Here is a 26905-nt window from a genome sequence, read left to right on the forward strand (position 1 = left end):
GTTTAGCGCACCGTTGCATGACGCACGAGCCGTCATGGCGAAACCGTCGATCGGAAACGATCGAGGCCCCTCGAACGGACGCGGATCATCGACGAGCACGCGAGCGTGAATTCGACGCGCGCTTCGGCCGGCAACGTCGATTGGCATAAGCGCAACGGGTGTGCGTAGTGGAGTGGCCGCGGGCCGCGACGCGCCAGGATCGCGCGAGCCAGCGGTGGCGAAGCCGGTTCGCGGTCGCCCCGAAGGCTGCGAACCTGCCCGTTCTTCACAGAAATATTTTTGTTTAACGATGCTGAATAACGACATGAACAGCCACCAGCCATTCGACACGTCCGTGCCGATCAACAACCGCCCCGCGGTGCGTCGCGTGTGCGCCGCGTTCTCCGTCGCCATTTGTGCGCTGCTGTCCGCGTGCGGAATTGCGCCAGGGCAGCACATGGCCGATCCGCCCGCCTTGCCGGTCACCACGTCCGACAACGGCGACGTGACGAGCGACATGAAGGTGCCGGTCAAGCAGATCGATCTCGCGCTCGTCAATCAGATTCGCGCGGAACAGAAAAGCGTGACCGCCGCACCGGTTCCGGCCGACCTGTTCGCCAGATCCGGCGGCTACAAACTCGGTCCGGGCGACGTGCTGCAGATCACCGTGTGGAATCACCCTGAATTCGCGGCCGCCGCGGGCCAGCCCATGCAGAACACGCGGTCCGCCGACGCGGCACCGGGCTTCGTGATCGAAAGCGACGGCAGCGTGCAGTTCCCGTACATCACGCGACCGATTCGCGCGGCCGGGAAGACACCGTTGCAAGTCCAGCAGGAGATCGAAGCCGAGCTGAAGAAGGTCTTCGTGAAACCGCAGGTCACGGTGCGCGTCGCGTCGTTCCGCGCCGGTCAGGTCTACGTCGACGGCGAAGTGCGCGCGCCCGGCTCGCAGACGATCAACGACATTCCGATGACGCTCGTCGAAGCCGTCAACCGCGCAGGCGGCTTTGCGCCGACCGCGGACCAGAGCCGCGTGACGATCACGCGCAACGGCACGGCCTATCCGGTGAACGTCGCACAACTGATGAAATCGGGCGTGAACCCGGCCACGATCATGCTGCAACCCGGCGACCTGTTGCACGTCGCCGCGCGCGAAGACAATCCCGTGTTCGTGATGGGCGAAGTCAACAAGCCGGCCTCGGTGCCGCCGCAACGAGACGGCACGCTCACGCTGAGCGAAGCGCTGTCCGAGGCCGGTCAGCTCAACCAGCAGACGTCCGATGCGAAACAGGTGTTCGTGCTGCGCAAGCAGGCCGACAACGTGCCCGTCATCTATCACCTCGACCTGAAGTCGCCGGTGTCGATGCTGCTAGCGAACCAGTTCCCGCTCGCGTCGAAGGACGTCGTCTATGTCGACAACACCGGGCTCGTCCGCGCAAGCCGCGTGCTGAATCTGCTGATCCCGGCGATCAGCGCAGGACTGACCGGCGCACTCGTCACCAAGTAGTCGTTCGTATCCGCAGGGCCGGCATGGCGATGCCGGCCCATTCGCGTCCGCGCACCGTGGCGCATCGTCGCGCATCGCTGCATCCACGTGGCGCAAACGCGTCGTCGTCCCGGTGTCGCGATCGTCACGACATCGCGGTCCTCCGCCCCTCTCCATCGTGCGCAGCATGCATCGCGCATCGCTCGTCGAGCCTCGTTTTCGCCGGCACTTCTTACTCCGCTGCACAGCCGCAATCGGGAACGATGACCGGTTTTTCACCCGTGCGGCAACGCGCTTGAACAAAGATCGGATGTATCGGTAGAAACACCGATGCTGTAGTCAAACTACATTCCTACTATTAGGCGCTGCAGAGAATCGCTACATCCGATTGCGCGGCATCGTGCGGCTTGCAGATGATCGTCGCCGCGATCGGACGCGCCAATCCGGCCGTCGCGATTCCCCGCCTGCTGGCATGCCGCCCCGCCTCACCCCGCATCGCCAGCCGAATGCATTCGGTGCGAATCCACCGGACGCGCGCAGCTCCAGATACATCCGAACAACACGCAATACGATCATGGAGAGCAACATGCGGGACAAACTCTGGCCGGCCGCCGTCCTGGCGGCGGCCCTCTGCACCGGTGTCCATGCGGGCACGAACGATTTTTCGTCTGCGGCCGATGCCGCCGATGCCTTCGCGTCGAGCGCCGCGCAGCGACGTGCCGATCTGCTCGTGCGCAAGATGACGCTCGACGAGAAACTGCAGTTCATCCATTCCCAGTACGAAATGTCGAAGGTGCCTGGCGGCGGTGCCGGCTACATCCAGGGCGTGCCGCGGCTCGGCATCCCCGATCTCAACATGGTCGACTCGGCGACCGGTTCCGGCAGCACGTCGCAGGCCAGCACGACGTTCCCCGCGACGATCGCGGTGGCCGCGAGCTGGGATCGTCGCCTCTCGTACGACTACGGCAAGCAGGTTGCGATTCAGTTGCGCGCGCAAGGGTTCGGCATGGGCCTCGGCGGCGGCACGAACCTCGCGCGCGAGCCGCGCGGCGGCCGCCTGTTCGAGTATCTCGGCGAGGATCCGCTGCTCGCGGGCGACCTGCTCGCAGAACGCACGCTCGCGACGCAGCGCCAGAAGGTCATCGCGACCATCAAGCACTACGCCGGCAACGAGCAGGAGCATGGCCGGATGGGCGGCAACAGCCAGATCGACGAGCGCACGCTGCGCGAACTCTATCTGCTGCCGTTCGAGATCGCGGCGAAGCGCGGGCGGCCCGGCAGCGTGATGTGCAGCTACAACCGGCTGAACGGCACCTATGCTTGCGAGAACAACCATTTGCTCAACGACGTGCTGAAGAACGAATGGGGCTTCGAAGGCCAGGTGCAGTCCGACTGGGGCGCGACGCATAGCACCGCCGCCGCGATCAATGCGGGGCTCGACGAGGAAGAGGACGTCGGCCCGAGCGTGTATCTGACGCCGGCTGCCGTCAAGCAGGCGATCGCGAACGGATCGGTGTCGACCGCGCGCCTCGACGACATGGTGCGCCGCAAGCTCGCGGTGATGATCCGCGTCGGCGTGATGGACGATCCGGCGAAAACCGGCGGCGCGATCGACTTCGCCGCCGCGAACCGCTTCGCGCAATCCGTCGCCGAGCAGTCGATCGTGCTGCTGAAGAACGACGGCAACCAGCTGCCGCTCGTCGCGTCGTCGCTGTCGCGCATTGCGGTGATCGGCGGACACGCCGACGCTGCCGTGATGTCCGGCGGCGGCTCGGGCAATACGCGCGATCCCGTCACCGGTTCGTTCGCCGGCTGCGGCGGCCTCGCGTTCGGCACGTCGACCGGCTGCAGCTGGTGGCGCAATCCCTGGCTGAAGGTCGATGTGCCGATCGTCGCGGCCATTCGCGCGCTCGCGCCGGCCGCACAGGTCACGTTCGCCGGCAACAGCGATCAGCAATCGCCGTTCCGCGCGTACACGCAGCAGGAAATCGACCAGGCCGCGGCGCTCGCTGCGCGCTCGGACGTCGCGATCGTCGTCGTCGCGCAGCCGGCCGGCGAAGACTTCGGCGATCTGCAGAGCCTGAGCCTCGCGAATCCGTCGAATCAGGACGCGCTCGTCGAAGCGGTCGCGCGTGCGAATCCGCACACGATCGTCGTCGTGCAGAGCGGCAATCCGGTGCTGATGCCGTGGAAGGATCGCGTGTCGGCGATCGTCGAGGCATGGTATCCGGGCGAAGGCGGCGGCAAGGCGATCGCGAACGTGCTGTTCGGCGCGGTCAATCCGTCCGGCAAGCTGCCCGTCACGTTCCCGGCCCGCGATCAGGACACGCCGACCTGGGGGCAAAACGGCGCGTTCGAGAGCGATCCGGTCTATGCCGAGAAGCTGAACATGGGCTATCGCTGGTACGACGCGCACAACATCAAGCCGATGTTCGAATTCGGCTACGGCCTCTCTTATACGCACTTCGCGTATTCGGGGCTTTCGGTGTCGAAGCAGCGTGACGGTTCGCTGAACGTCGCCTTCACGGTGCGCAACGACGGGCGTGTCGCCGGCGCGGAAACGCCGCAGGTATATCTCGGCGTGCCGTACAAGGACGAACCGCCGAAACGGCTGGTCGGCTGGGAGAAGATCCGGCTGAATCCGGGCGAGACGCGGCACGTTCGCATCACCGTGTCGCCGCGGATGCAGAGCGTGTGGGACACCGCGCGTAACGGCTGGCGCTATGTGCCGGGCGGCACCGTCTATGTCGGGGCGTCGTCGCGCGATATCCGCCTGCAGGGAAGCTGAGCCTCGTCTCGTGGCCGGATGCGCGCCGCGCGTACGCGCGGCGACGCCGGCCGCGGCATCGCGCCCGCGTGCTCGCGCGGGCGCGCCGAACGCACGACTACAATGGCATCTGGCCCATCATTCGCGGCTTGCTTGCGCGAAACCGAAACAGGGAGATTCAGATGCGCATCGAAACGTCATTTCTGTTCGATCTCGACGGTACGCTGGTCGACAGCGTCTATCAGCACGTGCTCGCGTGGAAGGAAGCGCTGGATGCCGAAGGTCTCGAGCTGTCCGTGTGGCGCCTCCACCGGAAAATCGGCATGAGCGGCGGCCTCTTTCTGAACCAGCTGCTGCGCGAAACATCGGAAAACATCGACACCGATCGCATCGAGCGGCTCGCGCGCCTGCATGCTGCCGCCTACCAGCGGCTGCGCGCGCAGGTCCGCCCGCTGCCCGGCGCGACCGAACTGCTGAGCTCGCTTTCCGCCGCCGGCATCCGCTGGGCGATCGCGACCAGCGGCAGGATGGAGACGGCGAGCGTCAACCTCGACGCGCTCGGCGTCGACGCGTCGAAGGCGGTCGTCGTGACGCGCGACCAGGTCAAGTATGCGAAACCCGACCCCGATCTGTTCGTCGAAGCCGCGCGGCGGCTCAACGTGCCGATCGAGCACACGGTCGTCGTCGGCGACAGCATCTGGGACATGCTCGCCGCCTGCCGCTGTCGCGCGCTAGGCGTCGGACTGCGCTCGGGCGGCTACGGCACCGAGGAACTGCAAGACGCGGGTGCGCTGCGCGTCTATGACGACCCGGCGGATTTGCTCTGGCATCTCGACGAAATCGCCGCGCGGCCGTAGGTGCGTCGCGCGGTCGTTCGATACGGTGCGGGCGCGCGTTGTCTGTCGACGTGCAACGGTCCGCGCGACAGCGTAATCGAGCGATCGAGCGAACGGTCGAACGGCAGCGATGAGGCGCCCGTCTTGCTACGCGCGGAAAGGAAATCCCTTTCCGCCGACGGGCACCGCGACCGCGCGCAGCAATCAGCGCGCCGCGTTCGAACGACAGATCTCGGCCAGCAGATCGAGGCCGCGCGCCGGTTCACGCACGAACGGATTCGCTTCGTCCCACGCGTAGCCGGCCAGAATCGAGCACACCATGCGCTTCACCTCGGACGCCTTGTCTTCATGAAACACGATGTCCTGCAACACGCCTGAATACCAGCGCTCGACGAACGCGCGGAAGGTATCGATGCCCTTGCGCAACGCGAGATCGTAGTCGCGTGCCCAGTCCACCGTCTCGCCGCGCAGTTGCCGTTCGAGTGCGGCGACGGCGAGATGGGCCGAGCGCATCGCGATCGTCACGCCGGACGAGAAAATCGGATCGAGGAATTCGCCTGCGTTGCCGAGCAAGGCATAGCCGTGGCCGTGCAGCGACGCAACGTTCGACGCATAGCCCGCGATACGGCGCACGGGCATCACGAACGGCTTGCTGCCGACGAGCCGCGCGAGCGTCGGCTCGCTCTGCAGCAGTTCGCGCAACAACGATTCCTGCTGCGCCTCCGGCACGTCCAGAAACGCCGCATCGGCCACGCAACCGACCGACGAGCGCCCGTTCGTCAGCGGGATCATCCAGAACCACACGTCGCGCCGCTCCGGATGCACGGCAATGCAGATCTTGTCGCGATCGGTCGATCCGGCCGGCAGGCCGTCCTGCACGTGCGAAAAGATAGCCGCGCGCGTCGGCAGCCCGGTCGGCGCCTCGAGCCCGAGCAGCCGCGGCAGCACGCGGCCGAATCCGCTCGCATCGAGGACGAACGACGCCTCTACGGCGTATTCGCTTCCCGCTTCGTCGACAACGTCGAACCGCGGCATGTCCCCGGGCTCAAACGCGCGCACGGTATGCCCGAATCGCACGTCCGCGCCCTGGCTCGCCGCACAGCGGATCAGCAGATCGTCGAACGTCGCGCGTTCGACCTGATAGGCGGTACCCCAGCCGTCGGAAAACTTCTCGCGGAAATCGAACGACGACGTCCGGTCGCGATGAACGAAATACGCGCCGTTCTTGAACTGAAAGCCGGCCTCGACGACGGCCTGCAGCATGCCGGCCTCTTCGAGATAGCACATGCTCTGCGGCAGCAGGCTTTCTCCGATCGAAAAGCGCGGAAAGTGCTGGCGCTCGAGCACCAGTACGGACCGGCCGCACTTGCGCAGCAGCGCCGCCGCGACGGCACCGGACGGCCCCGCTCCGATGATCGCGACGTCGACGGAGTTCGATTTCATTTCGTTCATGCTTGCCAATTCGTTTCCATGGATGGTGTTCTTATGTTTGTGACGCCACGATCCGGCGTTGCAAACTACAATAGGCGCTCAACAAATCCAACATTCCAACGAGAGACCATGACGTCCTACCGCACGCACGCTCCCGCCTATGTTCCCGAAACCCGCTTCGGCGTCTGGTTTCTTCGCACGCATACCTGGGAGCACCATGTGCTCAGGGTCGCCATCGACGATCTGAAGCAGCTGATCGCGGCGCCGCCTCCGCCCGCGGCGGTGATCCTCGATGCCGGCTGCGGTCAGGGCAAGTCGTTCCGTCTGCTGAGCGAAGCGTTCTCGCCCAGGAAAATCATCGGGATCGATTGCCACGCCGACTCGCTCGCGCATGCATCGCAGGAAGCGCATCGTTGCGCTGCGCCGGTCGAGCTGCATCACGCGGACTGCACGCGCATTCCGCTCGCCGATTCGAGCGTCGACATCGTGTTCTGCCATCAGACCTTCCACCATCTCGTCGATCAGGACCGCGCGCTGGCCGAGTTTCGCCGCGTGCTGAAGCCGGGCGGACTGCTGCTGTTCGCGGAGTCCACCGACGCGTACATCAAGTCGTGGGTGATCAGGCTATTGTTCCGTCATCCGATGGAAGTGCAGAAAAGCGCCGACGGCTATCTGGCGATGCTGCGTCATGCGGGCTTCGCGTTCGAATCCCGCAACGTGTCGTTCCCGTACCTGTGGTGGAGCCGCGCGAAGGACTTCGGGCTCCTCGAGCGCATCGGCCTCTATACGCCGAAGCCCGGCAAGCGGCGCGAGACGCTGGTCAACGTCGCCGCGCGCAAGCCGGCCTGAATGGGCGAGGCCGCCGTGCGGCGGCCCCTTCCGCGCGCTGCCGGTCAGCGTTTCAGCGTCACGACCTCGCCGGTCAGCGCCGCACCGGCCATGACGGCGCCGGCGCCGCACGTGTATTCGGTTTCGCTCGAGCGCAACACGTTGCGGTAGTTGCTCTTGATGCCGACGACGGCATTGCCGCCCTCCTTGCGCGCACGCGCCTGGAGTTCGAGCACGGCCGACAGAAACACGTGCCGGCACGCCGCCTCGTCGCTCTTGCCGAACGCGTTCGTCTTCTTGTTGGTCGCAAACGTGCCGTACGACTTGAGCACGCGCGGGTGCGGCTGATCGCCGAAATAGAGCGCGACGCCATCGTCGAGCTTGCCCTCGTCGCTCTTCAGCGCGGACTCGATCGGATAGTTGTCGATCGTGTCCCGTGCATAGGCCGCCGAAGATGTCAGGATCGCGCCGACCAGCGCCAGTGCCATACCGTATTTCATCCGTTTCTCCGTCATTGCGCGTTCAGTTGAACGACGTCGCCCGACACGGCAATTGCGCCCGCACCGCCGCTCACGCCGCAGGTGTATTCGGTCGTCGAATCGGAACGCTGGCTGTGGAACCGCGTCGTCACGTTGATGACCGCATTGCCGCCATGATTCTTCGCATACGTGCGAAGGCGGTTCAGCGCTTCGGTCAGCGCCTGCTCGCACGTCTGCTGCTCCGCCTGCGTGCCGCGCTGGACGCGCACCGACTCGGCGCGCGGCCCGATACTCGTCTTGACCTCCGGATGCGGCTGCGCGCCGAAATAGACCGCGACGCCGCTCGCGTCGGGCGCCGTTGCCGCAGCGGGCAGCGGCAACGAGCGGACCACGGTACCGCACCCCGTCAGCAGCGCTGCCGCAGCCAACATCCCGGCCAGATGTCGTTTGTGTTTCATTGTTATCGTCCTCTCAGCTCAGTCGGTTCACTTCAATCGCCCTTCCAGGCGTCCAACAACACACTTGCACAGCTGCCGCCGAATCCGAACGAAATCGACAGCGCACGTTCGATCGTGCCGTCGCGCGTGTCGCGCACGAGCGGCATGCCGGCGACGGCCGGATCGGCGTCGCTTCCGACAGCCGTACCGGCGATGAAACCGTCACGCATCATCAGGAGCGTATAGATCGCTTCGTGCGCACCGCTCGCGCCGAGCGGATGACCGGTCATGCCTTTCGTCGACGAAAACGCCGGCACGTCGCTGCCGAACACGTCGCCGAGCGCCTTCAGTTCCTCGACGTCGCCGAGCGGCGTCGAGGGTGCGTGCGTATTGACGTAGTCGGGCCGTGGGCCGCCGCCATCGAGCGCGATGCGCATCGCGCGCGCAATGCCCGGCGCGTGAGGCGTCGCCATGCCGGCATCGTCCGTGCACTGTCCGAACCCGGCGATCTCCGCGTAGATGCGTGCACCGCGGGCTCGCGCATGCGTGAGCGATTCGAGTACGAGGATGCCCGCGCCCGAAGCAATCACGAAGCCGTCGCGGTCGCGCGCATACGGCCGCGATGCGCAGTCCGGCGTGTCGTTGAACGCGCTCGACAACGCGCCCATCGCATCGAACATCAGCGTCATGTTGTCGTGCAGTGCCTCGCTTCCGCCCGCAAGGACGACGTCCTGACAGCCGGCGCGAATCAACTGCGCCGCATGGCCGATCGCGAGTGCGCCGCTCGTGCATGCGGAAGCCGGCGTATAGGACACGCCCCCGATGCCGAACAGCTGCGCGATGCACGCCGACGCCGTGCTGCTCATCGCCTTCGGAACGACATAGGGCGGCGTCTTGTCGAGGCCGCGCTGGGTCGCGATCGCCATCGCGTCGTCGTATTCGGCCATCGATCCGATGCCCGAGCCGACGATCGCGCCCGCGCGCGGCGAACGAAGCGCGTCGGCATCGAGGCGCGCATCGTCGAGCGCGAACGCCGCCGCATGCGCCGCGAAGCGCGCGGTGTCGCCCATGAAGCGCTCGTGCTTGCGCGAGAACGGCTCGGTCGCCTCGACGGACGCCGCACCGGCGACCTGGCTGCGAAAACCGCGCTGTCGCCACGTTTCGATACGACGCACGCCCGAGCGCCCGGCGCGCAGCGCGGCCGCGACGTCGTCGAGCGTGTTGCCGAGGCACGACACGATGCCGAGCCCGGTGACGACGACGCGAGACGCTTCGCTGCCGAACGCCGTCACGCCGCCATCCGCCGGAAGATCAGCGACGTATTGATGCCGCCGAACGCGAAGTTGTTGCTCATCACGAATTCCGCGTCGATGCGGCGTGCATCGCCGACGATATAGTCGAGCGGCGCGCACGCCGGATCGACCGTGTCGAGATTGAGCGTCGGCACATACCAGTTGCGCTTCATCATCTCGATCGTCCACCACGCTTCGAGCGCGCCGCATGCGCCGAGCGTGTGCCCCACGTAGCTCTTCAGCGAGCTGATCGGCATGCGTTCGCCGAACACCGACGCGGTCGCATGACTTTCCGCGACGTCGCCGCGATCGGTCGACGTGCCGTGCGCATTCACGTACGCGATCGCATCGGCATCGAGCTGCGCGTCGTTCAGTGCGACGCGCATCGCGACGGCCATCGTTTCGGCGGTCGGCTGCGTGATGTGCGCGCCATCCGAATTGCAGCCGAAGCCGACGATCTCCGCATGAATCGTCGCGCCGCGTGCGATCGCGTGGTCGTACTCTTCCAGCACGAGCGTCGCCGCCCCTTCGCCGACGACCAGACCGTCGCGATCGGCATCGAACGGACGCGGCGTCAGATTCGGCGTATCGTTGCGCGTGCTGGTCGCGTACAACGTATCGAACACGGCCACCGCGGGCCCCGACAACTCTTCCGCCCCGCCTGCGAGCATCAGCGCCTGCTTGCCCGTCGCGATCGCTTCGTACGCGTAGCCGATCGCCTGACTGCCGGACGCGCACGCCGACGACGTCGGCACGATGCGCCCTTTCAGATCCCAGAACAGGCTGACGTTGACGGCCGTCGTATGCGGCATCATCTGCACGTAGCTGTTCGACGTGACGTCGCGCATCGAGCCCGTCTCGATCATCGTGCCGAATGCGCGGATCGGTTCGACGGAGCCCGACGACGATCCGTACGCGACGCCCATGCGCCCGTCGCGGATCGAGGGGTCGTCGATCAAGCCGGCGTCCGTCAGCGCAAGCTCGCTCGCCCTGACCGCATACATCGACACCGGCCCCATCGAACGCGTCTTCTTGCGCGGATACGCGTGCGGCAGCTCGAAGCCCGGCAGCGGACACGCGAGCCGCGTATGCAGCGCTTCGTAGCAGTCCCATTCCGGCATCCGCCGCACGGCATTGCGCCCGTCGCGCAGACGCGCCTCGATTTCGGGCCAGCTCTGACCGAAGGCGGTCACGCCGCCCATCCCCGTCACCACGACTCGCTTCATCACACCATCCCGCCGTTGACGCCGATCACCTGCCGCGTGACGTAGCTCGCCGCGTCCGACATCAGGAAACCGACCACCGCCGCGACCTCGTCGGGCTCGCCGACGCGGCCCATCGGCACCGCCTTCAATGCATGGTCGAGCGGCACGGCGTCGAGCATCCCCGTATCGACGAGGCCGGGCGCGACGCAATTGACCGTGATCTTTCGCGACGCCAGTTCGACCGCGAGCGCCTTCGTTGCACCGATCAGGCCGGCCTTCGCGGCGCTGTAATTGACCTGGCCGCGATTGCCCGTCACACCCGACACGGACGCGATCGTGACGATACGGCCGCCGTTGCGCAGTCGCACCATCGGCATCGTCAGCGGATGAACGACGTTGTAGAACCCGTCCAGACCGGTTTCGATCACGACGTCCCAGTCCTCCTCCGAGAGCGCCGGAAACGCGCCGTCCCGCGTCACGCCCGCGTTGCAGACGATGCCGTAATACGCGCCGTTCGCTTCGACGTCGGCCTCGAGTTCACGCCGGCATGCCGCGCGATCGCGCACGTCGAACTGCAGCACGCTCGCCGTGCCGCCCTGGGCGCGAATCATCGCGGCGACCGCGTCCGCCTCGTCGCGCGCGCTGCGACAATGCACCGTCACCGCGAAGCCGTCGGATGCGATGCGCAGCGCCACGGCGCGGCCGATCCCGCGGCTCGCGCCTGTCACGAGAACTCGCCGAGTCATGAATTGAAGCTCCCTTCGATAAAAGATTGAAAATCGTCCGGCTGGTACACCTTGACGACGGCTTCCGCGCAACACTCGCCTTCCGCATAAATCGCGCATTCATACGCACCGTGCCCCGCGTCGCCGCGCAGCAGTTCTCGCGCGACGATGTGCAGCGTCGTTTGCGCGTCGAACCGCGCGCGATGCGCGACATAGCGGTTCGCACCGAGCAACACGCCCGGTTTCGCGCGACCGCCCGCATGCGCGGCAAGCAGACCGACATGTGCGGCGATCGCCTGCGCCATCAGTTCGATGCCGATCCAGGCCGGCATCGCGCCGTCGCCGTCGGCATACCATGCGTCGCTGCGCGCGACGGCGCGTGTCTCGATACCGTTTTCCGAGCAGCGCTCGATCGCATCGAGCAGCAGCATCGTGCCGCGATGCGGCAATACATCGCGCACGTCCGCGACGGGAATGTCCGCGCCGCCGTGCAGCGCCTCGATCAACGATCCGGCATGCATCTCACGCCCCCAGAATCAGGCTGGCATTGCTGCCGCCGAAAGCGAACGAATTGCTCATCGCGTAGCGTCCCGTTGCATCGCCGCCCAAATGGCGATCGCCGTCGACGAGATCGAGCGCCGGCAGCGCCGCGTCGTGCTCGCCGTCCCAGTGGTGCCGCGGCAGCGGGATGCCGCGTGCCAGCACGAGCCACGCGAAGCCGAGCTCCGTCGCGCCGGCCGCGCCCAGCATGTGCCCCGTCAGCGGCTTGGTGCCGCTTGCCGGCACGCCGTGCGGGAACACGCGCGCCGTCACGTTCGCTTCCATCTCGTCGTTCAGCCGCGTCGCCGTCGCGTGCAGGTTCAGGTAGCCGATCGCGGACGACGCGACGCCCGCGTCGGCGAGCGCCGCGCGCAGCGCGTCCTCTGCGCCGTGGCCGGCCGGATCGGGCGCCGAGATATGATGCGCATCGCTCGATTCGCCGACGCCGGCCAAACGAACCGCGGTTTCGTCGCGGCCCATCAGGAACAGCGCGGCGCCCTCACCGATATTGATGCCGTTGCGGTTGCGGCTCATCGGATTGGTCCGCGTCGGGCTGACCGATTCGAGCGATGCGAAGCCCTGCAACGTCAGCTCGCACAGCGAATCCGCGCCGCCGACGACGACCGCGTCGCACAGCTTCAATCGCAACAGCCGCCGCGCGGCCGCGAAGGCCTTCGCACTCGACGTACAGGCCGTCGACAGCGTGTAGGCAGGTCCCGTCACGCCGAGCACCGCGCGCACGAACGGCGCGGCCGTGCCGATTTCCATCTGGCGATAGTCGAAGCCGGGCGGCATCGCGCCGGTCGCGGCGCGCTGCGCGAGCGCATGCTCGGCCGCCTGAATGCCGGACGTGCTCGTGCCGATCACGACGCCGATCCGCCGTGCGCCGTAGCGCTCGATCGCGGCGTCGATGCCGGGCCTGATCTGCGCGAGCGCCGCGAGCAGCAGCCGGTTGTTCCGGCAGTCGAAGTGCGCAAGCGTTGCGGGCGGCGCGATGTCGAGCGTCGAAACCGCGCGGCCGACCCAGCCGCCGCCCGCGACATCGCTGCGCGGTCCCATGCCCGGCGCGGTGCCGGCGCGCAATGCGGCGACGATGTCCTCGGTCGTTGCGCCGAGCGCGTTGATCATGCCGGGCGCGGACAGGTAGACCGGCGTGCGCGTCGAATTCATGCGCGGCGCTCCTTCATCGATGGCGTAGCGAGCGGTGCGAACAGCACCGAAAAAACGATGCCCAGCGCGAGCGTCGTGCCGAAGCTGCGCAGCGCGGGCATCGTGCTCGCGCCGAGCATGCCGAACGACAACAGCGTCGTCGCGGCCGAGAGCAGCACGCCGGTCCATACCGCGCCGATGCCGGCCTTGTCCCGCGTGCATCCTTCGCGCAGGAACACGGCGTAGTTCGCGCCGACGCCGAGCACCAGCATCAGCGCGAGCCAGTTGAACAGCGTGAGCGGCACCCGCGCGTAGCCGAACGCCGCCAGCGTCAGCGCGATCGCGAACACGACCGGCAGCGTCGTTGCGATACCGCCGCGCAGACCATAGCGCCACGCGAGCAACGCGAGGATCACGACCAGTGCGCCGGCCAGCCAGAGGCCGCTGTCGACGCGATACGCACCGAACAGGTTCGACACGCTCGCGGCCTTGTCGACCCACGACACGCCCGGCAGCTCGCGCGCGAGCGCCGCGAACGTCGCCGCCCGCGCCGGGTCGACGCGCTCCGGAATCGCCAGTGCCGCGAAGACCGGACCGCCGCTGCCTTCGACGCGGCCGAGCCACAAATGCCGGAACGGTGCCGACCAGCGTGCCGCCAGCCACGCGTCGACCGTCATCCTCGTCGACGCGTCGCGCGAAAACGCGTGAATCCATGCATCGGCGACATCGTCGCGAAAGCCCGCTTGCGTCAGCGCGGCGCGCAGCGCGGCCGCATCAGCGAATACGCGCGTGCCGAGCACGGTCCGATCGAGCGCCTGGCGCTTTGCCGACGGCACGAACGTCGCGATCGACTGCACGCGGCCGGCCTCGTGTCGATCGAGCGCGGCGAGCAGCGCCTCCGAGCGTTGGAGCACGGCCTCCTGCGACGCGCCCTCGACGACGAAAAACTGCGCGGTATTCGCGAGCCCGATCGCCGCGCGAATCGCGTTTTCCTGGCGTGCGAGATCGGGATCGCGCTGGATCAGCAGATGAACGTCGTCGTCGCTCGTCAACGCGGCCCAGCCGGGGATCGCGATCAACGCGACCAGCACCGTCGCGATCGCCGCGCGCCGGCCCGTCAGCAGCGATTGCCATCCGGCCAGCAGGCGCGCCGCGCGCGAGAAAATAGCCGACGGCACGCGGCGCGGTCCGCGCACGAGCACGAGCGGCAGAAAGCCGGTCACGGCCGCGAACGCAGCGAGAATCCCGACGATCGCGAAGCACGCGATCTGCTTGAGCGCGGGGAACGGCACCCACGCGAGAATCGCGTAACCGAGCAGGCTCGTCGCAAGCGCGACCGCGAGCGCCGGCCGGACCGCGGCCGCACCGCGCCGCGCATCCCATTGCCGCCCCGCCGACAAGTAGGCGACGAAGTACTGGATCGAATAGTCGACGGCCTCGCCGATCAGGCTCACGCCGAACACCAGCGTCAGCAGATGCAGCTTGCCGAAGATGAACAACGTCGCCGCGAGCGCGCAGACGATGCCGAATGCGGTCGACGCAAACGCGAGCATCAGCAGCCGCGGCGAGCGGAACACGCTCATCATCAGCAGCGCGATGCCGACGAGCGACACCGCGCCGATCACGTGCACGTCGCGCTCGGCACTCGCACGCGCGGCTTCCGCATAGAAGACGGCGCCGGCACGGTCGACGCGCACGCCGCGAAATTCGACAGCGAGCGCGTGCTCCGCATCGGCCGTCGCGGCCCGCACCGCGTGCTGAATCTTCGATTCGTACGCCGAGCCCGGCAGCGACGCCATCACGAGGACGCCCGTCGCGCCGCCGCGATGCGACACCAGCATGCCGTCCTCGAGCGACAGGTCGGATGCGGCGAGCGGCAACTTGCCGAGCCAGTGCTGCAGCCAGCCGAATGGATCGTCGGCCACCGCGGTCTGCAAGCCGTCGCCGGGCGGCGCGTAAAGCCGCCGCGCGAGCTGCTCGCCAAGCGGCGCAGCGCGCTGCTCGAGCGATCGGCGATCCGCGTCCGTCAACAAACCGAAGCGGGCCGGCAGGTAGGTGGCCGCGATCTGCGACAGGTCGAACGGCGGTACCTCGACCGTCACCGAACGGAACGCAGCGCTGGCGCCGAGCCGCTCGCCGAACCGCTTCGCGGCGGCCTTCGCGCGCGCCGCGTCCGCGTCGGACACGAGGTAGACGGTGCGATTGCCGAGCGCCTCGCCGAGCATGTCGACGGCGCGCTCCGCGACCGGATTCGCTTCGGTAGCCGGCAGCAGCGCGAGCAGGTTCGTCTGCAGCGGCACCGGGCCACTGATGAAACGCCACCCGATGTACAGCACCGCGACCAGCGTGACGAGCAGCCAGGCGGCGCACAGCAGGCGCCGCCGCGCGCGTTCGCGCGCCGTGCCGGCAACGTCGCGCGTCACGTTCATTACCGCGCCTCCAGCCACGCGCGCTCGGCGGCGGCGGGCGCGGCGACGGGCGTCGCACGCTCGAATTCGAGCACGGTCACGTTGCCGTTGCTAAACGTCATGTCGAGCCGCTCGAGATAAGCGCCGCCACGCATTTCGAGCGTACGCAGCGCCTGCGCCAGTTGCGGCTGATTCGGCCGCAACGTCATCCGCCATTGGTCCGGCGTGCCGCTCGCGTCGACGTCGAACTGCGAATACAGCGCCGACAGGTCGCCGCCCAGCATGTCGCGCATCATGCGCGACACCTGCGCGACGCCGCGACCGCCGTTGCCGGGCGCGACGACACGTCCGTCCGCACCGACCTCGCGCACGCCGCTATCGGTGATGACGTAAGTCGCCTTGTACGGCGTGTCGATCCGCCAGACGACGCCCGACCGGCGATCGAACAGCATCGACCCCGTACTGACGAGCGGCCGCTTCATCGCGGGCAAGGTTTGTGTCTGCCGAAAGTCCGCGCGAAGCGCGCCGACCCGCGCGAGCCGCGCGGCGATCTCGGAGACGAGCGCGGTCGTCGCGGGCCGCGATGCCGTGGCCGGTGCAGGCGTCGGCGCGGCCGTCGCCGCGCCGCCCGCCGACATCGCGCACGCGACCAACAGCGTCGTCGCAAACCGTCTGCGGCGCCGATTCAGTTCCATTGCGCATGCACCCTTTCGATCAGCGCCGGCGGCGACACGAACTGCAGTTCGCGCGTCGCCGCATCGACCGCCAGTTGCACCGTATAACCCTTCGTCAAACGCTCGCCGGAAGCCGCGTCGACGATTTCGTAACCGATCTTCAACCGGTTCTCGAACTCGAGCAGCGTCGCGCGCACGTCCAGCTGCTGGCCGTAATGCGCGGACCGGACGTACTTCAGATGGGCCTCCACGACCGGCCAGACGTAGCCCGACGCCAGCATCGCCGGATAGTCGTAGTCGATCATCCGCAGCAGCGCGGCGCGGCTGCTTTCGAAGTACTTCAGGTAATGGCCATGCCAGCAGACGTTCATCGCATCGACATCGTGGAACAGCACTTCGACGCGCGCGGTCGCGCTCAGCGGCGCACGGGATGCGTTCATGCCGCGCCCCCTCGCCGAGATGCGCCGATCGGCTCGCATGCCGCGATGCGTGCGGTCAACGCACGCAACTCCGCCTCGAGCGGGCGGTCCTCGATCACGAGCGGCGATTGGCTGCTCACGTCGTCGATGAACGCACGAAGCGCGGGCGAAAGCTGTGTATCTGGGTCGTCGCGCAACCGCAGACGCGCGGCCTGCACGCTCGCGAGCACGTGTGCCGCGGCCACTTGCTCGGTCAGCGCCAGCACACGCAGGCAGTCGCGTGCGGCGATCGTACCCATGCTGACCTTGTCCTGATTGTGCGACTCGGTCGAGCGCGAGAACACGCTCGCCGGCATCGTCAGTTTCAATGCCTCCGCCGTCCACGCCGACGACGAGATCTGCACCGCCTTGAAACCGTGGTTGATCGCCGCGCGCTCGGGTGCGGCGCCCGTCAGGTTGCGCGGCAGCCCGTTGTTGAACTTGTCGTCGACGAGCAGCGCGAGTTGCCGGTCCATGAGATCCGCGAGATTGGCCACCGCGGTTTTGAGCGCGTCCATCGCGAACGCGATGTGGCCGCCGTAGAAATTGCCGCCATGCAGCACGCAACCGTCGTCCGGAACGACGAGCGGGTTGTCGTTCGCGCTGTTCAGTTCGTTCTCGATATCGCGGCGCATCCACGACAGCGCGTCGCGCGCCACGCCGATCACGTGCGGCGCGCATCGGACCGAATAGCGATCCTGCAGACGACGTCCGGGCAGTTCGTCGCGCTCGGCCAGATCGGCGCGTATCCACGCCGCCGCTTCGGCCTGCCCCGCGTGCGGCTTCGCATCGAACAGCCGCGCATCGAAGTGCCCGGCACGGCCGTCGAGCGCAACCGTCGTCAATGCGGTCAGCCGCGCGGCCACGCGCGTCAAATAGTCGGCGCGCGCGAACGCGAGGCATGCCAGCCCGGTCATGACGGCGGTGCCGTTCATCAGCGCCAGCCCTTCCTTCGGCGCGAGCGTCAGCGGCGCGCGATCGAGCGCGCGCCAGACATCGCTCGCGTTCCGCTCGCGGCCGTCATAGACGACCGTACGCTCGCCCACGAGCGCCGCGGCGACATACGACAGCGGTGTCAGGTCGCCGCTCGCGCCGACCGACCCTTCCGACGGAATGCGCGGCAGGATGCGATGGTTCACGAGATCGGCCAGCCGCTCCAGCAACGTGAAGCGCACGGCCGAATAGCCGAAAGCGAGCGAGTTGAGCCGCGCCACGATGACGGACAGCGTCTGCGTCGCATCGAGCCAGTCGCCCATCCCGCATCCGTGATACCGCGTCAGTTGCAGCGGCAGCGCATCGACGAGCGCGCGCGGCACGTCGACCACGCACGCATCGCCGTACCCGGTCGTCACGCCGTAGACGGTGCCGCCGCTCGCGAGATAGTCGCGCAGCCACGCTGCGCCCCGCTCGATTCGCGCGCGCCATTCGCCGTCCGCGTTCAGCGCGACCGGCGCACCGTCGCGAGCGATCGCCACGACGTCCTCGATCGTCAGATGCCGGCCGCCGATCACGACGGCCGGCCGCGTCGCGTTCCCGGCCGCGGTTTCCGCGACGTCGTTCATGTCATGTTCGGCCACGCGGACCTCCATCGGGCCGCGCCCAGAAATCGAAGAAATTGAACCATTGGTACGGCGCCTTGCGGCAGTAGTATTCGAGCCGCGCGGCATAGCGCTGCGCCCATGTCGCGACGTGTGTCGCGCGTTCCCGGCGCGGCAAGTCGATGCGCTCGGCGAACGGCTCGAAATAGAGCCGGTAGCCGCGCGCTTCCTTCACGCAGAAGAATAGGTAGACGGGACAACCGAGCGCATGAGCGAGGATGTACGGACCCTGCGCGAACGGCGCCGTCGCATCGAGAAAGCGTGCATCGACGGTCTTGCCGGCATCGTGCGGCGGCACGCGGTCGCCGACGATGACGAGCAACTCGCCGGCGTCGATACGCGACTGCATCATCATCGCCGTATCGGGCCCGAAGTCCGACACTTCGACGAGCTGCTTGCCGAAGTCGCTGTTGGCGCCCGCCAGCACGCCGGTGAAGCGCTTCGCATGCTCGGTGTAGACGATCGCCGTGACTTTCGTGTGTGCATCGCGCAGCGCGAGCGCGCGCGTCATTTCCAGATTGCCGAGATGCGCGCCGATCACGAGTGCACCGCGTCCGCTCGCCGCCAGTGCATCGAATGCGGACGAATCGTCGAAACGCACGTCGAGCTCGTCGAGGCGGCCGGACCACGCGACGAACTTGTCGAACCCCGCCTGTGCGAACGCGAGCATGTGACGGTACGCGGTGCGCCATCCCGGCTTCGGCACGGCGGTCGCGCCTGCGTCGCGAAGCCGCGCGATGTACGCATGCGATGCGGTACGCGCGGCGCGATTCGTCAGCACGAAATAGCCGACGATCGGATGCAGCCAGAGCGACGTGAAGGTTTTACCGAACCAGCGACAGCTGAGCGCGAGCAGCGCCATGCCGACGCGGCTGCCGCGTTCGGGAATGCGCCACCACGCGCGCGTGCGTGCGGCCGGCGACGCGCCGCGCTGCCCGGCGAGACGACGGGCAACGAGTATCGGCGCGCGTACCAGCATGCCCGCGACGAGCCGCGTATGACTTGCGCTGATGCGCAGGTTGTCGCGCCAGACGTCGAAATGCGATACACCGTCTTCCGGGTAGACGACGCGCGTCGGGATCGTCCTGAACACGAGGCCGCGCCAGTGGAGACGGACCAATATCTCGCTGTCGAACGCCATCCGCGTCGGCATCGACACCGTGTCGATCACGTCGCAGACGGCATCGACCGGATAAAGGCGAAATCCGCACATCGCATCGGGAATGTCGAGCGACAGCGTTTCGATCCATACCCACACGTGCGTGAGATAGCGGCCGTACAGGCGCGCCTTCGGCACGCTGTCGTCGAAACGCGGCCGGCCGAGAATCACCGCGTCGGGCTCGGCCTGCGCGGCCGCGACGAATTTCGTCACGTCCGCCGCATCGTGCTGGCCATCGGCATCGATCTGGATCGCGTGCCGATAACCGCGCGCGCGGGCCGCACGCAGCCCGGCCATGACGGCCGCGCCCTTTCCGCCGTTCACGGGCAGCCGCAGCACCGTCACGCTGCCCGCATAGCGCGCCGCCAGCGCAGCGAGCACCTGCTGCGTCGGCGCGTCGCTGCCGTCGTCGATCACGAGAATCGGCAGACCGTGCACGACGAGGCGCGCCAACGTGCCGCCGATCGCGTCGCGGTGGTTGTAGATCGGAATGACGATGCAGATGCCGTTCATTGCGCAGCCGCACCGTAGACGAGCGCGCCGGACGTGCACTCGCGCTCGTCGCAGCGGAACGCGAAACGCACGCGGCTGCGTACGGGATCGTGCGCGATGCGCAGTGCGAGCACGGCGCCCGGCAGCACGGGTGCCTTGAACTTCAGGTGCTCGATGGCGCGCACTTCGCGCACGCCGGGCATCTCGCGAGCCGCAAGGCGCGCCGCCCAGTCGATTTGCACGACGCCCGGCAGGATCGGCAGCCCCGGAAAGTGTCCTTCGAAATGCGCGAGCGCGGCAGGCACGCGCAGTTCGTAATGCAACGCGTCGTCGGCTTGCCAGGACGCGAGCAGCTCGAAGCCCTCGGGCGCGGCCCTGAACGCTGCTGCGAGTGCGGCGGCCGGCAGTTTGCCGCGCGCATCGAACGGCATCGCATGCAGGAACCGCCAGTGACGCGGCAACGCGGCCGCGTCGAAATAGGCGCCGAGCGAGTGGCGCAAGGTCGTCGCAACGGCCAGCCGTCCGTCCGCGGCGAGCGCGTCGCGCCCCGCCGCCGTCAATACGGCAACGACGCCCACATGCGCGCGCGTCGCACCGTCGATCACGACAGCCGCCGCCTGCTCGACGTAGGCGTGCGTCAGCAGGCGCGCCTCGAGTTCGGGCAGCGACACGCGCTTGCCGTCCAGCTTGACGACGCGATCGCGTCGTCCCGCGAGCACGAAGCGCCCCTGCGCGTCGAATCGCGCGGTGTCGTCGGTGCGATGCCAGCGATCGTGGCCGAGATGAGCGGAGCGAACGCACAACGCGCCGTCTTCGTCGCAGCGCACCTCGACGCCCGTCAGCGGCTGCCATGCCGCCGAGCCGTCCTGGCGCCGCCAGGCAATGCCGCCGGTTTCGGTGCTGCCGAAGATCTCGAGCGGCGCCGCGCCGAAGGCTTTCGAATAGGCCGTCGCCGCGTCGGCCGGCAGCGGGCCGCCCGACGAGAAGAACGCGCAAGGCGCGGGCGCCTGCATCGGGAAACCGGGCAACGACGGCCAGCGCATCAACTGCGACGGCGTGGAAACGACGATACCGCCGCCGTATGCGGCCAGCCGCTGCTGCAGCTGCAGCGGCTCGAGCACCGAGATCCGGTCGAACGCGCGACCGGCCGCGAGCGGCCACAGAATCCTGAAGAGCAGCCCGTAGATGTGGTGATGGGGAACGCTCGACAGCGTCACGGCCGTCCCTACGCTGTCCGCCCATTCGCGCTGCAGCGTGCGCACCTCGGCATCGAGCTGCGCGAGCGACTTTCGTACGGACTTCGCCGTGCCGCTGCTGCCCGACGTATAAAGCGTCACAGGCGCGGCGGCCTCGATCGTGCGAGCAACGGCAGCGGCCGCCGGTTTCGCGTCGCGCATGCAGGTAGCGAGCGTCGACGCGTCGAGCATCAGATCGTATGCGTGGGCCAGATCGTCGAGATAACCGGGCGCATGGCTGGCCGGGATCACGACCTCCGCGCGCGCCGCCGCGACGCCGAACAGCGCACAGGCGAACGTGTACGGATCGTCTGTGCAGATCGCGACGCGTCGTGCACCATACTCCTGCACCGCCTGCGCGATGGCATCCGCGCACGCGCGCAGATCGCCGAGCGTCAGCACCTCGTTGCCGTCACGACAGACTGCCACGCCGCTGTCGGCGTCGGCACACAGCATCTCGTGTAGCGCGATCATGCGAGACCCGCCCGTTTCCGCATCGCCGCGACGACGAAGGTTCGCCACAGCCACTCGCCGACCAGCAGCGCGCCGATCAGCAGATACGCGATCAACCCGTTGTAGACGGCCCACGACGCACTGCTCCAGTACAGCGCCGTATAGACGGAAAAGCCGCCGTTTGCGATGAAGAACACACACCAGAGCTGCGTGACGCGCCGCGTATACCGGACGATCTCGGGGCCCGGCTCGGGATGGGCCAGCCGTGCGAATTTTTCGATCATGGTCGGGCCGCGCCGCAGCGTCGCGCCGAACGCAGCGAGCAGGCCGGCACTGACGCAGGCGGGATAGAAATGAAGCAGCCGTTCGCTATCGGTCACGGCAATCGCGGCCGACAACGCGGTCAATGCACCGGCCACGTACCAGTCGAGCGTGGTGAGCCGTTTGAGCGCCGCCGTCAGCGCGCCCTTGCCGAGCGTGCGCTGCAGCCACAGCAGCGCGACCAGCAGGCAGCCGACATAACGCGGCGACATGCCGTGCCACGCAAACAGGATGACGAGCGGATAGGCGACGGCGAGCGCCACCCTCGCCGCGACGCCCGCGCGGCGCGGCCATGCCGCACCCGTCGCCGCCCGCATGCCGGCCGCTGCCATCGTCACGCGCGCGCGAGCAACGCGTGAACCGCGGCGATGACGTCGCCGACGGTCCGCACGGACTTGAACTCTTCGGGCTTGATCCGCTTGCCCGTCATTTCCTGAAGCTTGATGGCCAGATCGACCGCGTCGATGCTGTCCAGGTCGAGCTCTTCGAACAGGTGCGTGTCCGGCTTCACCTGCTCCGGCTCGATCCCGAAATTCTCATGAAAGATCGCGCGGATGCGCTCCAGGATTTCTGCGTCCGTCACGATTGACTCCCCTTTTCCAGCACGGCTTCGTGCGATGCCTGATGAGACTGCTGTTCGGCGATGAATGCCGCCAGCGTATTGACCGATCTGAAGTGCGCTTTCGTGCGCTCGTCGTTCGCCGCGATCGTCAGGTGAAACTTCTTGCGCAGCATGATGCGCGACTTCGAGCGCATCCACCGAATCCAGCCCGATGCCGTCGGTCGAGAACAGCGGCGCGTCGTCGTCGATGTCGTCGACCGTCATGTCGCTCAGATCGAGCATGTCGATCAGAAGCTGCTTAATTTGCAGTTTTAAAGTATCCATGCTGAAACAGGCTTTGAGTAATGTGCACTTCCACTTCGCGCGCGATGCTGCGAGCGGCTATCGACGGCGGCGTCGCGTTCGACGCCAGCCGGTTCAGATCCATCGGCTCGAGTACATTGACGCGCATGCGAAACGCACGAGACGGCACGTGATACCAGCGCAACGTTTTGGTGAATACCGGCGGATCGCAATCGATCAATACCGGCAGAATCCGGCTGCGCGACTGCAGGGCCATATGCGCGAAGCCGCGCGAGAACGCATGCAGGCGATTGCCGCCCGGGCTGCGCGTGCCTTCCGGAAAGATGATCATCGTGTAGCCGGCCGCCAGCTGACGCGCGCCGGCTTCGACGAGATCGGCCGCATCGGCATTGCTCACGTATTCGGCGGCGCGCACGATGCCCCAGAAGCACGGGTTGCCCCAATGGCCGCGCTTGACGACGCAGCACGCCTTCGGCGTCAGCGACAGCAGCACCATCACGTCGAGCCAGGTCGGGTGATTGGCGACAACGATTGCGGGGCCGCCGCGCGCAAGACGCTCGACGCCGGTCAGCTCGACCTTCATCACGCCGATACGCTGCAGCAGCGCGACCAGCGCGCGGAAGAAATAATGGATGACGAGCGTCACGCCGCGCTGGCGCGAGCGGCGATGCGGCCATAGCGCCGCGGCGACGATCGCGAGCAACGAGAACCCGAATCCGCACAGCGCGAAAAAAGCGAGACTCGCGCCCGTCGCGAACAGACGCCAGCCGTAGTCAAGCCGCGCGATCATGCCAGCTCCATCGCCAGGCCGCGCGTTCGCCGCGCCACGACGCCGTCGTGTGCGCCGACAGACAACGCAGCACCGCGGCGCTTTGCGTGTCGGCGTCGTCGGCAACCCGTGCGTCGGCAGCGACGTCCGCGGTCATTTCGCAGGTCAGATGCCCGTCCGGCTCGCCGGCGCCGACCAGAATCGCGAGCCCGACGCTTTGCGCGTCGTCGTCGACATCGCCGTAAACGCCATCGGCCGGCTCGTGCGCGTAGACGAGCAGCACCGGCGAGGCCGGCGACGTTTCGTATTGGGAATAGGCTTCGAGCAGCGCGTAACCGAGCGTTTCATGCCCGGCCGCAATCGCGGTCGCGGCCGAGCGGTCGCGTCGCGCGATGCCGAACACGCCCGTCACGGCGTTGAGGACCGAAAGACTGAAGGCCGTCGGCGACACCGGCTCCGCGGCGCCGATGTCGGCCAGAATGCCGGTGGTGCGCGCCAGCTCACCGTGGCGCGATGCGAACACCATGCGCAGCGGATTTTCGGATCCGGCGCAGTCGTAGGCTGCCTGAAGCGCGAGACGCGATAGCCTGCTCAAGCGGCGTCGCACCATCGGATCGAGCGCTTCGACGCCCGGTACCCCTGCGGTCGAAATCGACGTCCATCTGGCGATTGGCATGGTCCAATGCAAATCGGCCATTGTTGTTCTCGTTGGGATCGTTGCTCTTCAGTGTTGTTATATCGCGCCACCGCATATCGGCCGGTTGCGCTCCACTTTCCATGAAATTTGCCCGTCGCGCATTGATCGCCGGACTCGCATCGTCGATTTGTCGCGCTTCCGATGGTCTCTCGGAAAAGCTCCAATCCGCGTCTATACGAAGCCGGCGCCCGGATTATCAGTCGCTGCGACTGGATAGGCTGCAATTCGGTGCGGCGGAACTGTAACAGGGCTGTTACAAAAGATCAACGCTGTAACACAACACTCTTTCGATATTTAACGGTTGACAACATATCGAAAAGTGCTCGCTTCGTCGGCGATCGAGCAAAGCCTTGTTTCGCTCGGTTTGGCGATGCCGGGCGCAAATGCGCTGGTCAATGCGAATCACCGCGGAATGCCAGTCTGTCCTTCGATCACAATCAGTTATTCGCTCGCGACCGGATACAGGCCGGCGCTGCGACAGTAAATCCGTGCCAATCGATCGCATGCCCGATCCGTCAGGGCTGCCGCCAAAGCGCTGCATCGGCCGTGGCCCTCGCGGCTTCGCGCGAAGCTGCACTGGCGGCGTATGCCCTTTGCCGTTCGAGTCGTCTTCCGGAATCGTCTCGATTCGAGCAAGTACGCGCACGCTGATGTCATGCGCGGCCGCAAGCCGTGAAGTCTCGGCATCCAGCAGTTCGTTCGCGTCTTCCCGGCGGGACGCCGGCATGCCTCGATACGCACCACGGTAGAATTTCGTTTTCTCGCAGCTCCGACCCATCCAGGTACCGCGAAGCAAAATCGCCATCTTGCTTGCACGCCGATCAACATCGAACGATCGATCGCGGCGGCAGTACCTCAGCCTCTGGATTCCTCTCGCATTTCATCAGCCCGGACCATGCCCTACTCGCTCGCCGCCGCCACCACCCGGGAACTCGAAATCCGCAAAAGCCGCTTCATCGCACACGCGATCCCCGTCGAAGACCGCGAGGCCGCCATGCGGGCGCTGCAGCAGCTGCGCGACGCGCATCCGACGGCCACGCACGTCTGCTGGGCGCTGCTCGCGGGCGGCCAGTCGGGGATGTCGGACGACGGCGAACCGTCGGGCACCGCGGGCAGGCCGATCCTTGAAGTGCTGCGCCATCACGACCTCGACGGCGTACTCGGCGCAGTGGTGCGCTACTACGGCGGCGTAAAACTCGGTGCGGGCGGCCTCGTGCGCGCCTACACGGACGCGATCGCGTCGGCGCTGCTCGATGCGGAACGCATCGCACGGATTCGCCACACGCGGCTCACGGTCGAAATCGGTTATCCCGACGAAGCGCGCGTGCGCCGCTGGATCGAACAGGCGGGGTACGAACTGGCAGACAGTGCGTACGGCATGACCGTCAGGCTCGTGATCAGGCTGCCCGAGACCGCCGAAGCGGCCGCGAAGACAGCGCTGTTCGATCTGACGCAAGGCCGCGCGGGCTTTCCTGCCGCTTGACGCGGCATACGTCGCGCCGCCCGCGCATGGCGGTCGGCCGACGCCTCGCGCCCGCGCCGGTCGCCCGCGCCGGTCAATAGATTTCCGGCACGATCATGTGGTCCGGCACCGGCCGGCGAATGTAATCCTCGTGATGCTCGCGCTGCGGCAATTCGATCGTCGGCCGCGGCACTTCGTGGTACGGCACCTGGCTCAGCAGATGATGGATGCAGTTGAGCCGCGCGCGCTTCTTGTCGACGGCCTGCACGACCCACCACGGCGCCTCGGGAATATGCGTACGCTGCAGCATCTCCTCCTTCGCGGCCGTGTAGGCCTCCCAGCGACGGCGGCTCTCGAGATCCATCGGGCTCAGCTTCCACTGCTTCAGCGGATCCTCGATCCGGCTCTGGAAACGCAGTTCCTGCTCGCTGTCGGTGATCGAGAACCAGTACTTGACGATCTGGATGCCGCTGCGCACGAGCATCTTCTCGAACTCGGGCACCGACCGGAAGAACTCCTCGTATTCGTCGTCGGTACAGAAATTCATCACGCGTTCGACGCCCGCGCGGTTGTACCAGCTGCGGTCGAACAGCACGATCTCGCCGCCGGCCGGCAGATGCGCGACGTAGCGCTGGAAATACCATTGCGTCCGTTCGCGGTTGTTCGGGGCGGGCAGCGCGGCCACGCGGCAGACGCGCGGATTGAGCCGCTGCGTGATGCGCTTGATCACGCCACCCTTGCCGGCCGCATCGCGGCCCTCGAAGATCACGACGAGCCGATGCCCGGTGCTCACGACCCAGTCCTGCAGCTTCACGAGCTCGCCCTGCAGGCGGAACAGTTCGCGGAAATACTGCTTGCGTGCCTCGCGGCGCTCCTGCGAGAACAGCAACTCGTCGCCGTCGTCGAAGCGGCGATCGTCGAGCTCCATCTCGAGCTCTTCGTCGTAGGCGTCGACGAGATCCTCCTCGAAACGGCGCCGGCGCGCGTCGAGCGATTGCGTGTCGGAGCGGTCGTCGGTTTCGGTGCGGTTGTCGTTCATCGGGCCTCCTTCGATCGGGTCGCAGCCAAACTCCCGCATTATCCCAGCGTCGCGCGTCAAATTGATGAAAAACGGCTTCGTGCCGGCGCCGGCACGGCGCGCGCGACACGCACGGCAGCGC

Annotated in this window: 25 protein-coding genes and 1 pseudogene; 5 read left to right on the forward strand and 21 right to left on the reverse strand. The window is 67.1% G+C overall.

What is annotated here, in order from left to right:
* The first annotated feature begins 304 nt into the window (after positions 1 to 304).
* The 3 genes from HMPREF3115_RS04660 to HMPREF3115_RS04670 all read left to right on the forward strand — a co-directional run bounded on the left by HMPREF3115_RS04660 (position 305) and on the right by HMPREF3115_RS04670 (position 5089).
* Entirely contained in the window at positions 305 to 1486 is a 1182-nt protein-coding gene (locus HMPREF3115_RS04660) for a polysaccharide biosynthesis/export family protein (RefSeq protein WP_193019405.1), read from the forward strand.
* A gap of 565 nt (positions 1487 to 2051) precedes the next feature.
* The gene (locus HMPREF3115_RS04665) at positions 2052 to 4253 is read left to right on the forward strand and encodes a glycoside hydrolase family 3 C-terminal domain-containing protein (protein WP_035488157.1); all 2202 of its coding nucleotides are present in this window, start codon (positions 2052 to 2054) and stop codon (positions 4251 to 4253) included.
* Positions 4254 to 4414: 161 nt separating this feature from the next.
* Positions 4415 to 5089, forward strand: coding sequence for an HAD family hydrolase (locus tag HMPREF3115_RS04670; protein WP_070553541.1), 675 nt, complete (start codon positions 4415 to 4417; stop codon positions 5087 to 5089).
* 183 nt (positions 5090 to 5272) lie between these two features.
* On the opposite strand, the gene HMPREF3115_RS04675 is transcribed toward HMPREF3115_RS04670, so the two are convergent.
* Positions 5273 to 6520 carry an NAD(P)/FAD-dependent oxidoreductase gene (locus HMPREF3115_RS04675; RefSeq protein ID WP_070553542.1) on the reverse strand — a complete coding sequence of 416 codons (1248 nt, stop codon included), beginning with the start codon at positions 6518 to 6520 and terminating at the stop codon, positions 5273 to 5275.
* 108 nt (positions 6521 to 6628) lie between these two features.
* On the opposite strand from HMPREF3115_RS04675, the gene HMPREF3115_RS04680 reads away from it, so the two are divergent.
* Positions 6629 to 7348 (forward strand): class I SAM-dependent methyltransferase, encoded by a 720-nt coding sequence (locus HMPREF3115_RS04680; RefSeq protein WP_006403731.1) that lies wholly within the window; start codon positions 6629 to 6631, stop codon positions 7346 to 7348.
* A 44-nt stretch (positions 7349 to 7392) separates the two neighbouring features.
* Here the strand turns inward: HMPREF3115_RS04680 and HMPREF3115_RS04685 are convergent, their stop codons facing one another.
* The 19 genes and pseudogenes from HMPREF3115_RS04685 to HMPREF3115_RS31475 all read right to left on the reverse strand — a co-directional run bounded on the left by HMPREF3115_RS04685 (position 7393) and on the right by HMPREF3115_RS31475 (position 25088).
* Entirely contained in the window at positions 7393 to 7827 is a 435-nt protein-coding gene (locus tag HMPREF3115_RS04685) for an excinuclease ABC subunit A (protein ID WP_035947002.1), read from the reverse strand.
* An 11-nt stretch (positions 7828 to 7838) separates the two neighbouring features.
* Positions 7839 to 8264 carry a YbjQ family protein gene (locus tag HMPREF3115_RS04690; protein ID WP_065495071.1) on the reverse strand — a complete coding sequence of 142 codons (426 nt, stop codon included), beginning with the start codon at positions 8262 to 8264 and terminating at the stop codon, positions 7839 to 7841.
* Positions 8265 to 8296: 32 nt separating this feature from the next.
* Positions 8297 to 9535 (reverse strand): beta-ketoacyl synthase N-terminal-like domain-containing protein, encoded by a 1239-nt coding sequence (locus HMPREF3115_RS04695; protein WP_070553544.1) that lies wholly within the window; start codon positions 9533 to 9535, stop codon positions 8297 to 8299.
* Positions 9532 to 10761 carry a beta-ketoacyl-ACP synthase gene (locus HMPREF3115_RS04700; RefSeq protein ID WP_053298631.1) on the reverse strand — a complete coding sequence of 410 codons (1230 nt, stop codon included), beginning with the start codon at positions 10759 to 10761 and terminating at the stop codon, positions 9532 to 9534. Before HMPREF3115_RS04700 ends, HMPREF3115_RS04695 begins: the two co-directional genes overlap by 4 nt.
* Positions 10761 to 11486 (reverse strand): 3-ketoacyl-ACP reductase FabG2, encoded by a 726-nt coding sequence (locus tag HMPREF3115_RS04705; RefSeq protein WP_070553545.1) that lies wholly within the window; start codon positions 11484 to 11486, stop codon positions 10761 to 10763. The genes HMPREF3115_RS04700 and HMPREF3115_RS04705 overlap by 1 nt, the downstream gene beginning before the upstream one ends.
* Positions 11483 to 11986 carry a hotdog family protein gene (locus HMPREF3115_RS04710; protein WP_035946987.1) on the reverse strand — a complete coding sequence of 168 codons (504 nt, stop codon included), beginning with the start codon at positions 11984 to 11986 and terminating at the stop codon, positions 11483 to 11485. The genes HMPREF3115_RS04705 and HMPREF3115_RS04710 overlap by 4 nt, the downstream gene beginning before the upstream one ends.
* A 1-nt stretch (position 11987) precedes the next feature.
* Positions 11988 to 13175 (reverse strand): beta-ketoacyl-[acyl-carrier-protein] synthase family protein, encoded by a 1188-nt coding sequence (locus HMPREF3115_RS04715; RefSeq protein WP_006403738.1) that lies wholly within the window; start codon positions 13173 to 13175, stop codon positions 11988 to 11990.
* Positions 13172 to 15583: an MMPL family transporter gene (locus HMPREF3115_RS04720; RefSeq protein WP_070553547.1), complete on the reverse strand. Its 2412-nt coding sequence runs from the start codon at positions 15581 to 15583 to the stop codon at positions 13172 to 13174. Before HMPREF3115_RS04720 ends, HMPREF3115_RS04715 begins: the two co-directional genes overlap by 4 nt.
* Positions 15583 to 16257 (reverse strand): outer membrane lipoprotein carrier protein LolA, encoded by a 675-nt coding sequence (locus HMPREF3115_RS04725; RefSeq protein WP_070553549.1) that lies wholly within the window; start codon positions 16255 to 16257, stop codon positions 15583 to 15585. The genes HMPREF3115_RS04720 and HMPREF3115_RS04725 overlap by 1 nt, the downstream gene beginning before the upstream one ends.
* A complete protein-coding gene (locus tag HMPREF3115_RS04730) occupies positions 16248 to 16676 on the reverse strand; it encodes an acyl-CoA thioesterase (RefSeq protein WP_006403741.1) in 429 nt (142 codons plus the stop codon). The genes HMPREF3115_RS04725 and HMPREF3115_RS04730 overlap by 10 nt, the downstream gene beginning before the upstream one ends.
* Positions 16673 to 18271 carry an HAL/PAL/TAL family ammonia-lyase gene (hutH, locus tag HMPREF3115_RS04735; protein WP_070553564.1) on the reverse strand — a complete coding sequence of 533 codons (1599 nt, stop codon included), beginning with the start codon at positions 18269 to 18271 and terminating at the stop codon, positions 16673 to 16675. Before hutH ends, HMPREF3115_RS04730 begins: the two co-directional genes overlap by 4 nt.
* On the reverse strand, positions 18258 to 19964 hold the full coding sequence (locus tag HMPREF3115_RS04740; RefSeq protein WP_070553551.1) for a glycosyltransferase family 2 protein: 1707 nt from the start codon (positions 19962 to 19964) through the stop codon (positions 18258 to 18260). Before HMPREF3115_RS04740 ends, hutH begins: the two co-directional genes overlap by 14 nt.
* A complete protein-coding gene (locus tag HMPREF3115_RS04745; RefSeq protein ID WP_070553552.1) occupies positions 19961 to 21652 on the reverse strand; it encodes an ApeI family dehydratase in 1692 nt (563 codons plus the stop codon). The genes HMPREF3115_RS04740 and HMPREF3115_RS04745 overlap by 4 nt, the downstream gene beginning before the upstream one ends.
* A complete protein-coding gene (locus HMPREF3115_RS04750) occupies positions 21649 to 22284 on the reverse strand; it encodes a COG4648 family protein (protein ID WP_070553554.1) in 636 nt (211 codons plus the stop codon). The genes HMPREF3115_RS04745 and HMPREF3115_RS04750 overlap by 4 nt, the downstream gene beginning before the upstream one ends.
* Before the next feature lie 2 nt (positions 22285 to 22286).
* Complete coding sequence (locus HMPREF3115_RS04755) at positions 22287 to 22535, reverse strand: acyl carrier protein (protein ID WP_006402449.1); 249 nt, start codon at positions 22533 to 22535, stop codon at positions 22287 to 22289.
* Positions 22532 to 22838 (reverse strand): annotated as a pseudogene (locus tag HMPREF3115_RS04760) (phosphopantetheine-binding protein). Before HMPREF3115_RS04760 ends, HMPREF3115_RS04755 begins: the two are co-directional and overlap by 4 nt.
* Positions 22813 to 23607 carry a lysophospholipid acyltransferase family protein gene (locus HMPREF3115_RS04765; RefSeq protein WP_006402451.1) on the reverse strand — a complete coding sequence of 265 codons (795 nt, stop codon included), beginning with the start codon at positions 23605 to 23607 and terminating at the stop codon, positions 22813 to 22815. Before HMPREF3115_RS04765 ends, HMPREF3115_RS04760 begins: the two are co-directional and overlap by 26 nt.
* Complete coding sequence (locus tag HMPREF3115_RS04770) at positions 23591 to 24283, reverse strand: beta-ketoacyl synthase chain length factor (RefSeq protein WP_053298638.1); 693 nt, start codon at positions 24281 to 24283, stop codon at positions 23591 to 23593. The genes HMPREF3115_RS04765 and HMPREF3115_RS04770 overlap by 17 nt, the downstream gene beginning before the upstream one ends.
* Positions 24284 to 24536: 253 nt before the next feature.
* Positions 24537 to 25088 (reverse strand): hypothetical protein, encoded by a 552-nt coding sequence (locus HMPREF3115_RS31475; RefSeq protein ID WP_175403829.1) that lies wholly within the window; start codon positions 25086 to 25088, stop codon positions 24537 to 24539.
* 90 nt (positions 25089 to 25178) lie between these two features.
* Here HMPREF3115_RS31475 and HMPREF3115_RS04775 point away from each other — a divergent pair, with 90 nt between their 5' ends.
* Positions 25179 to 25766 (forward strand): IMPACT family protein, encoded by a 588-nt coding sequence (locus HMPREF3115_RS04775; protein ID WP_070553556.1) that lies wholly within the window; start codon positions 25179 to 25181, stop codon positions 25764 to 25766.
* Positions 25767 to 25839: 73 nt separating this feature from the next.
* Here HMPREF3115_RS04775 and ppk2 read toward each other — a convergent pair whose 3' ends face one another.
* A complete protein-coding gene (gene ppk2, locus HMPREF3115_RS04780; protein WP_006402457.1) occupies positions 25840 to 26784 on the reverse strand; it encodes a polyphosphate kinase 2 in 945 nt (314 codons plus the stop codon).
* Between the last annotated feature and the right edge of the window lie 121 nt (positions 26785 to 26905).

The sequence above is a fragment of the Burkholderia sp. HMSC10F09 genome (assembly GCF_001806955.1).
In the GTDB taxonomy this organism is placed as follows: Bacteria; Pseudomonadota; Gammaproteobacteria; order Burkholderiales; family Burkholderiaceae; genus Burkholderia; species Burkholderia multivorans.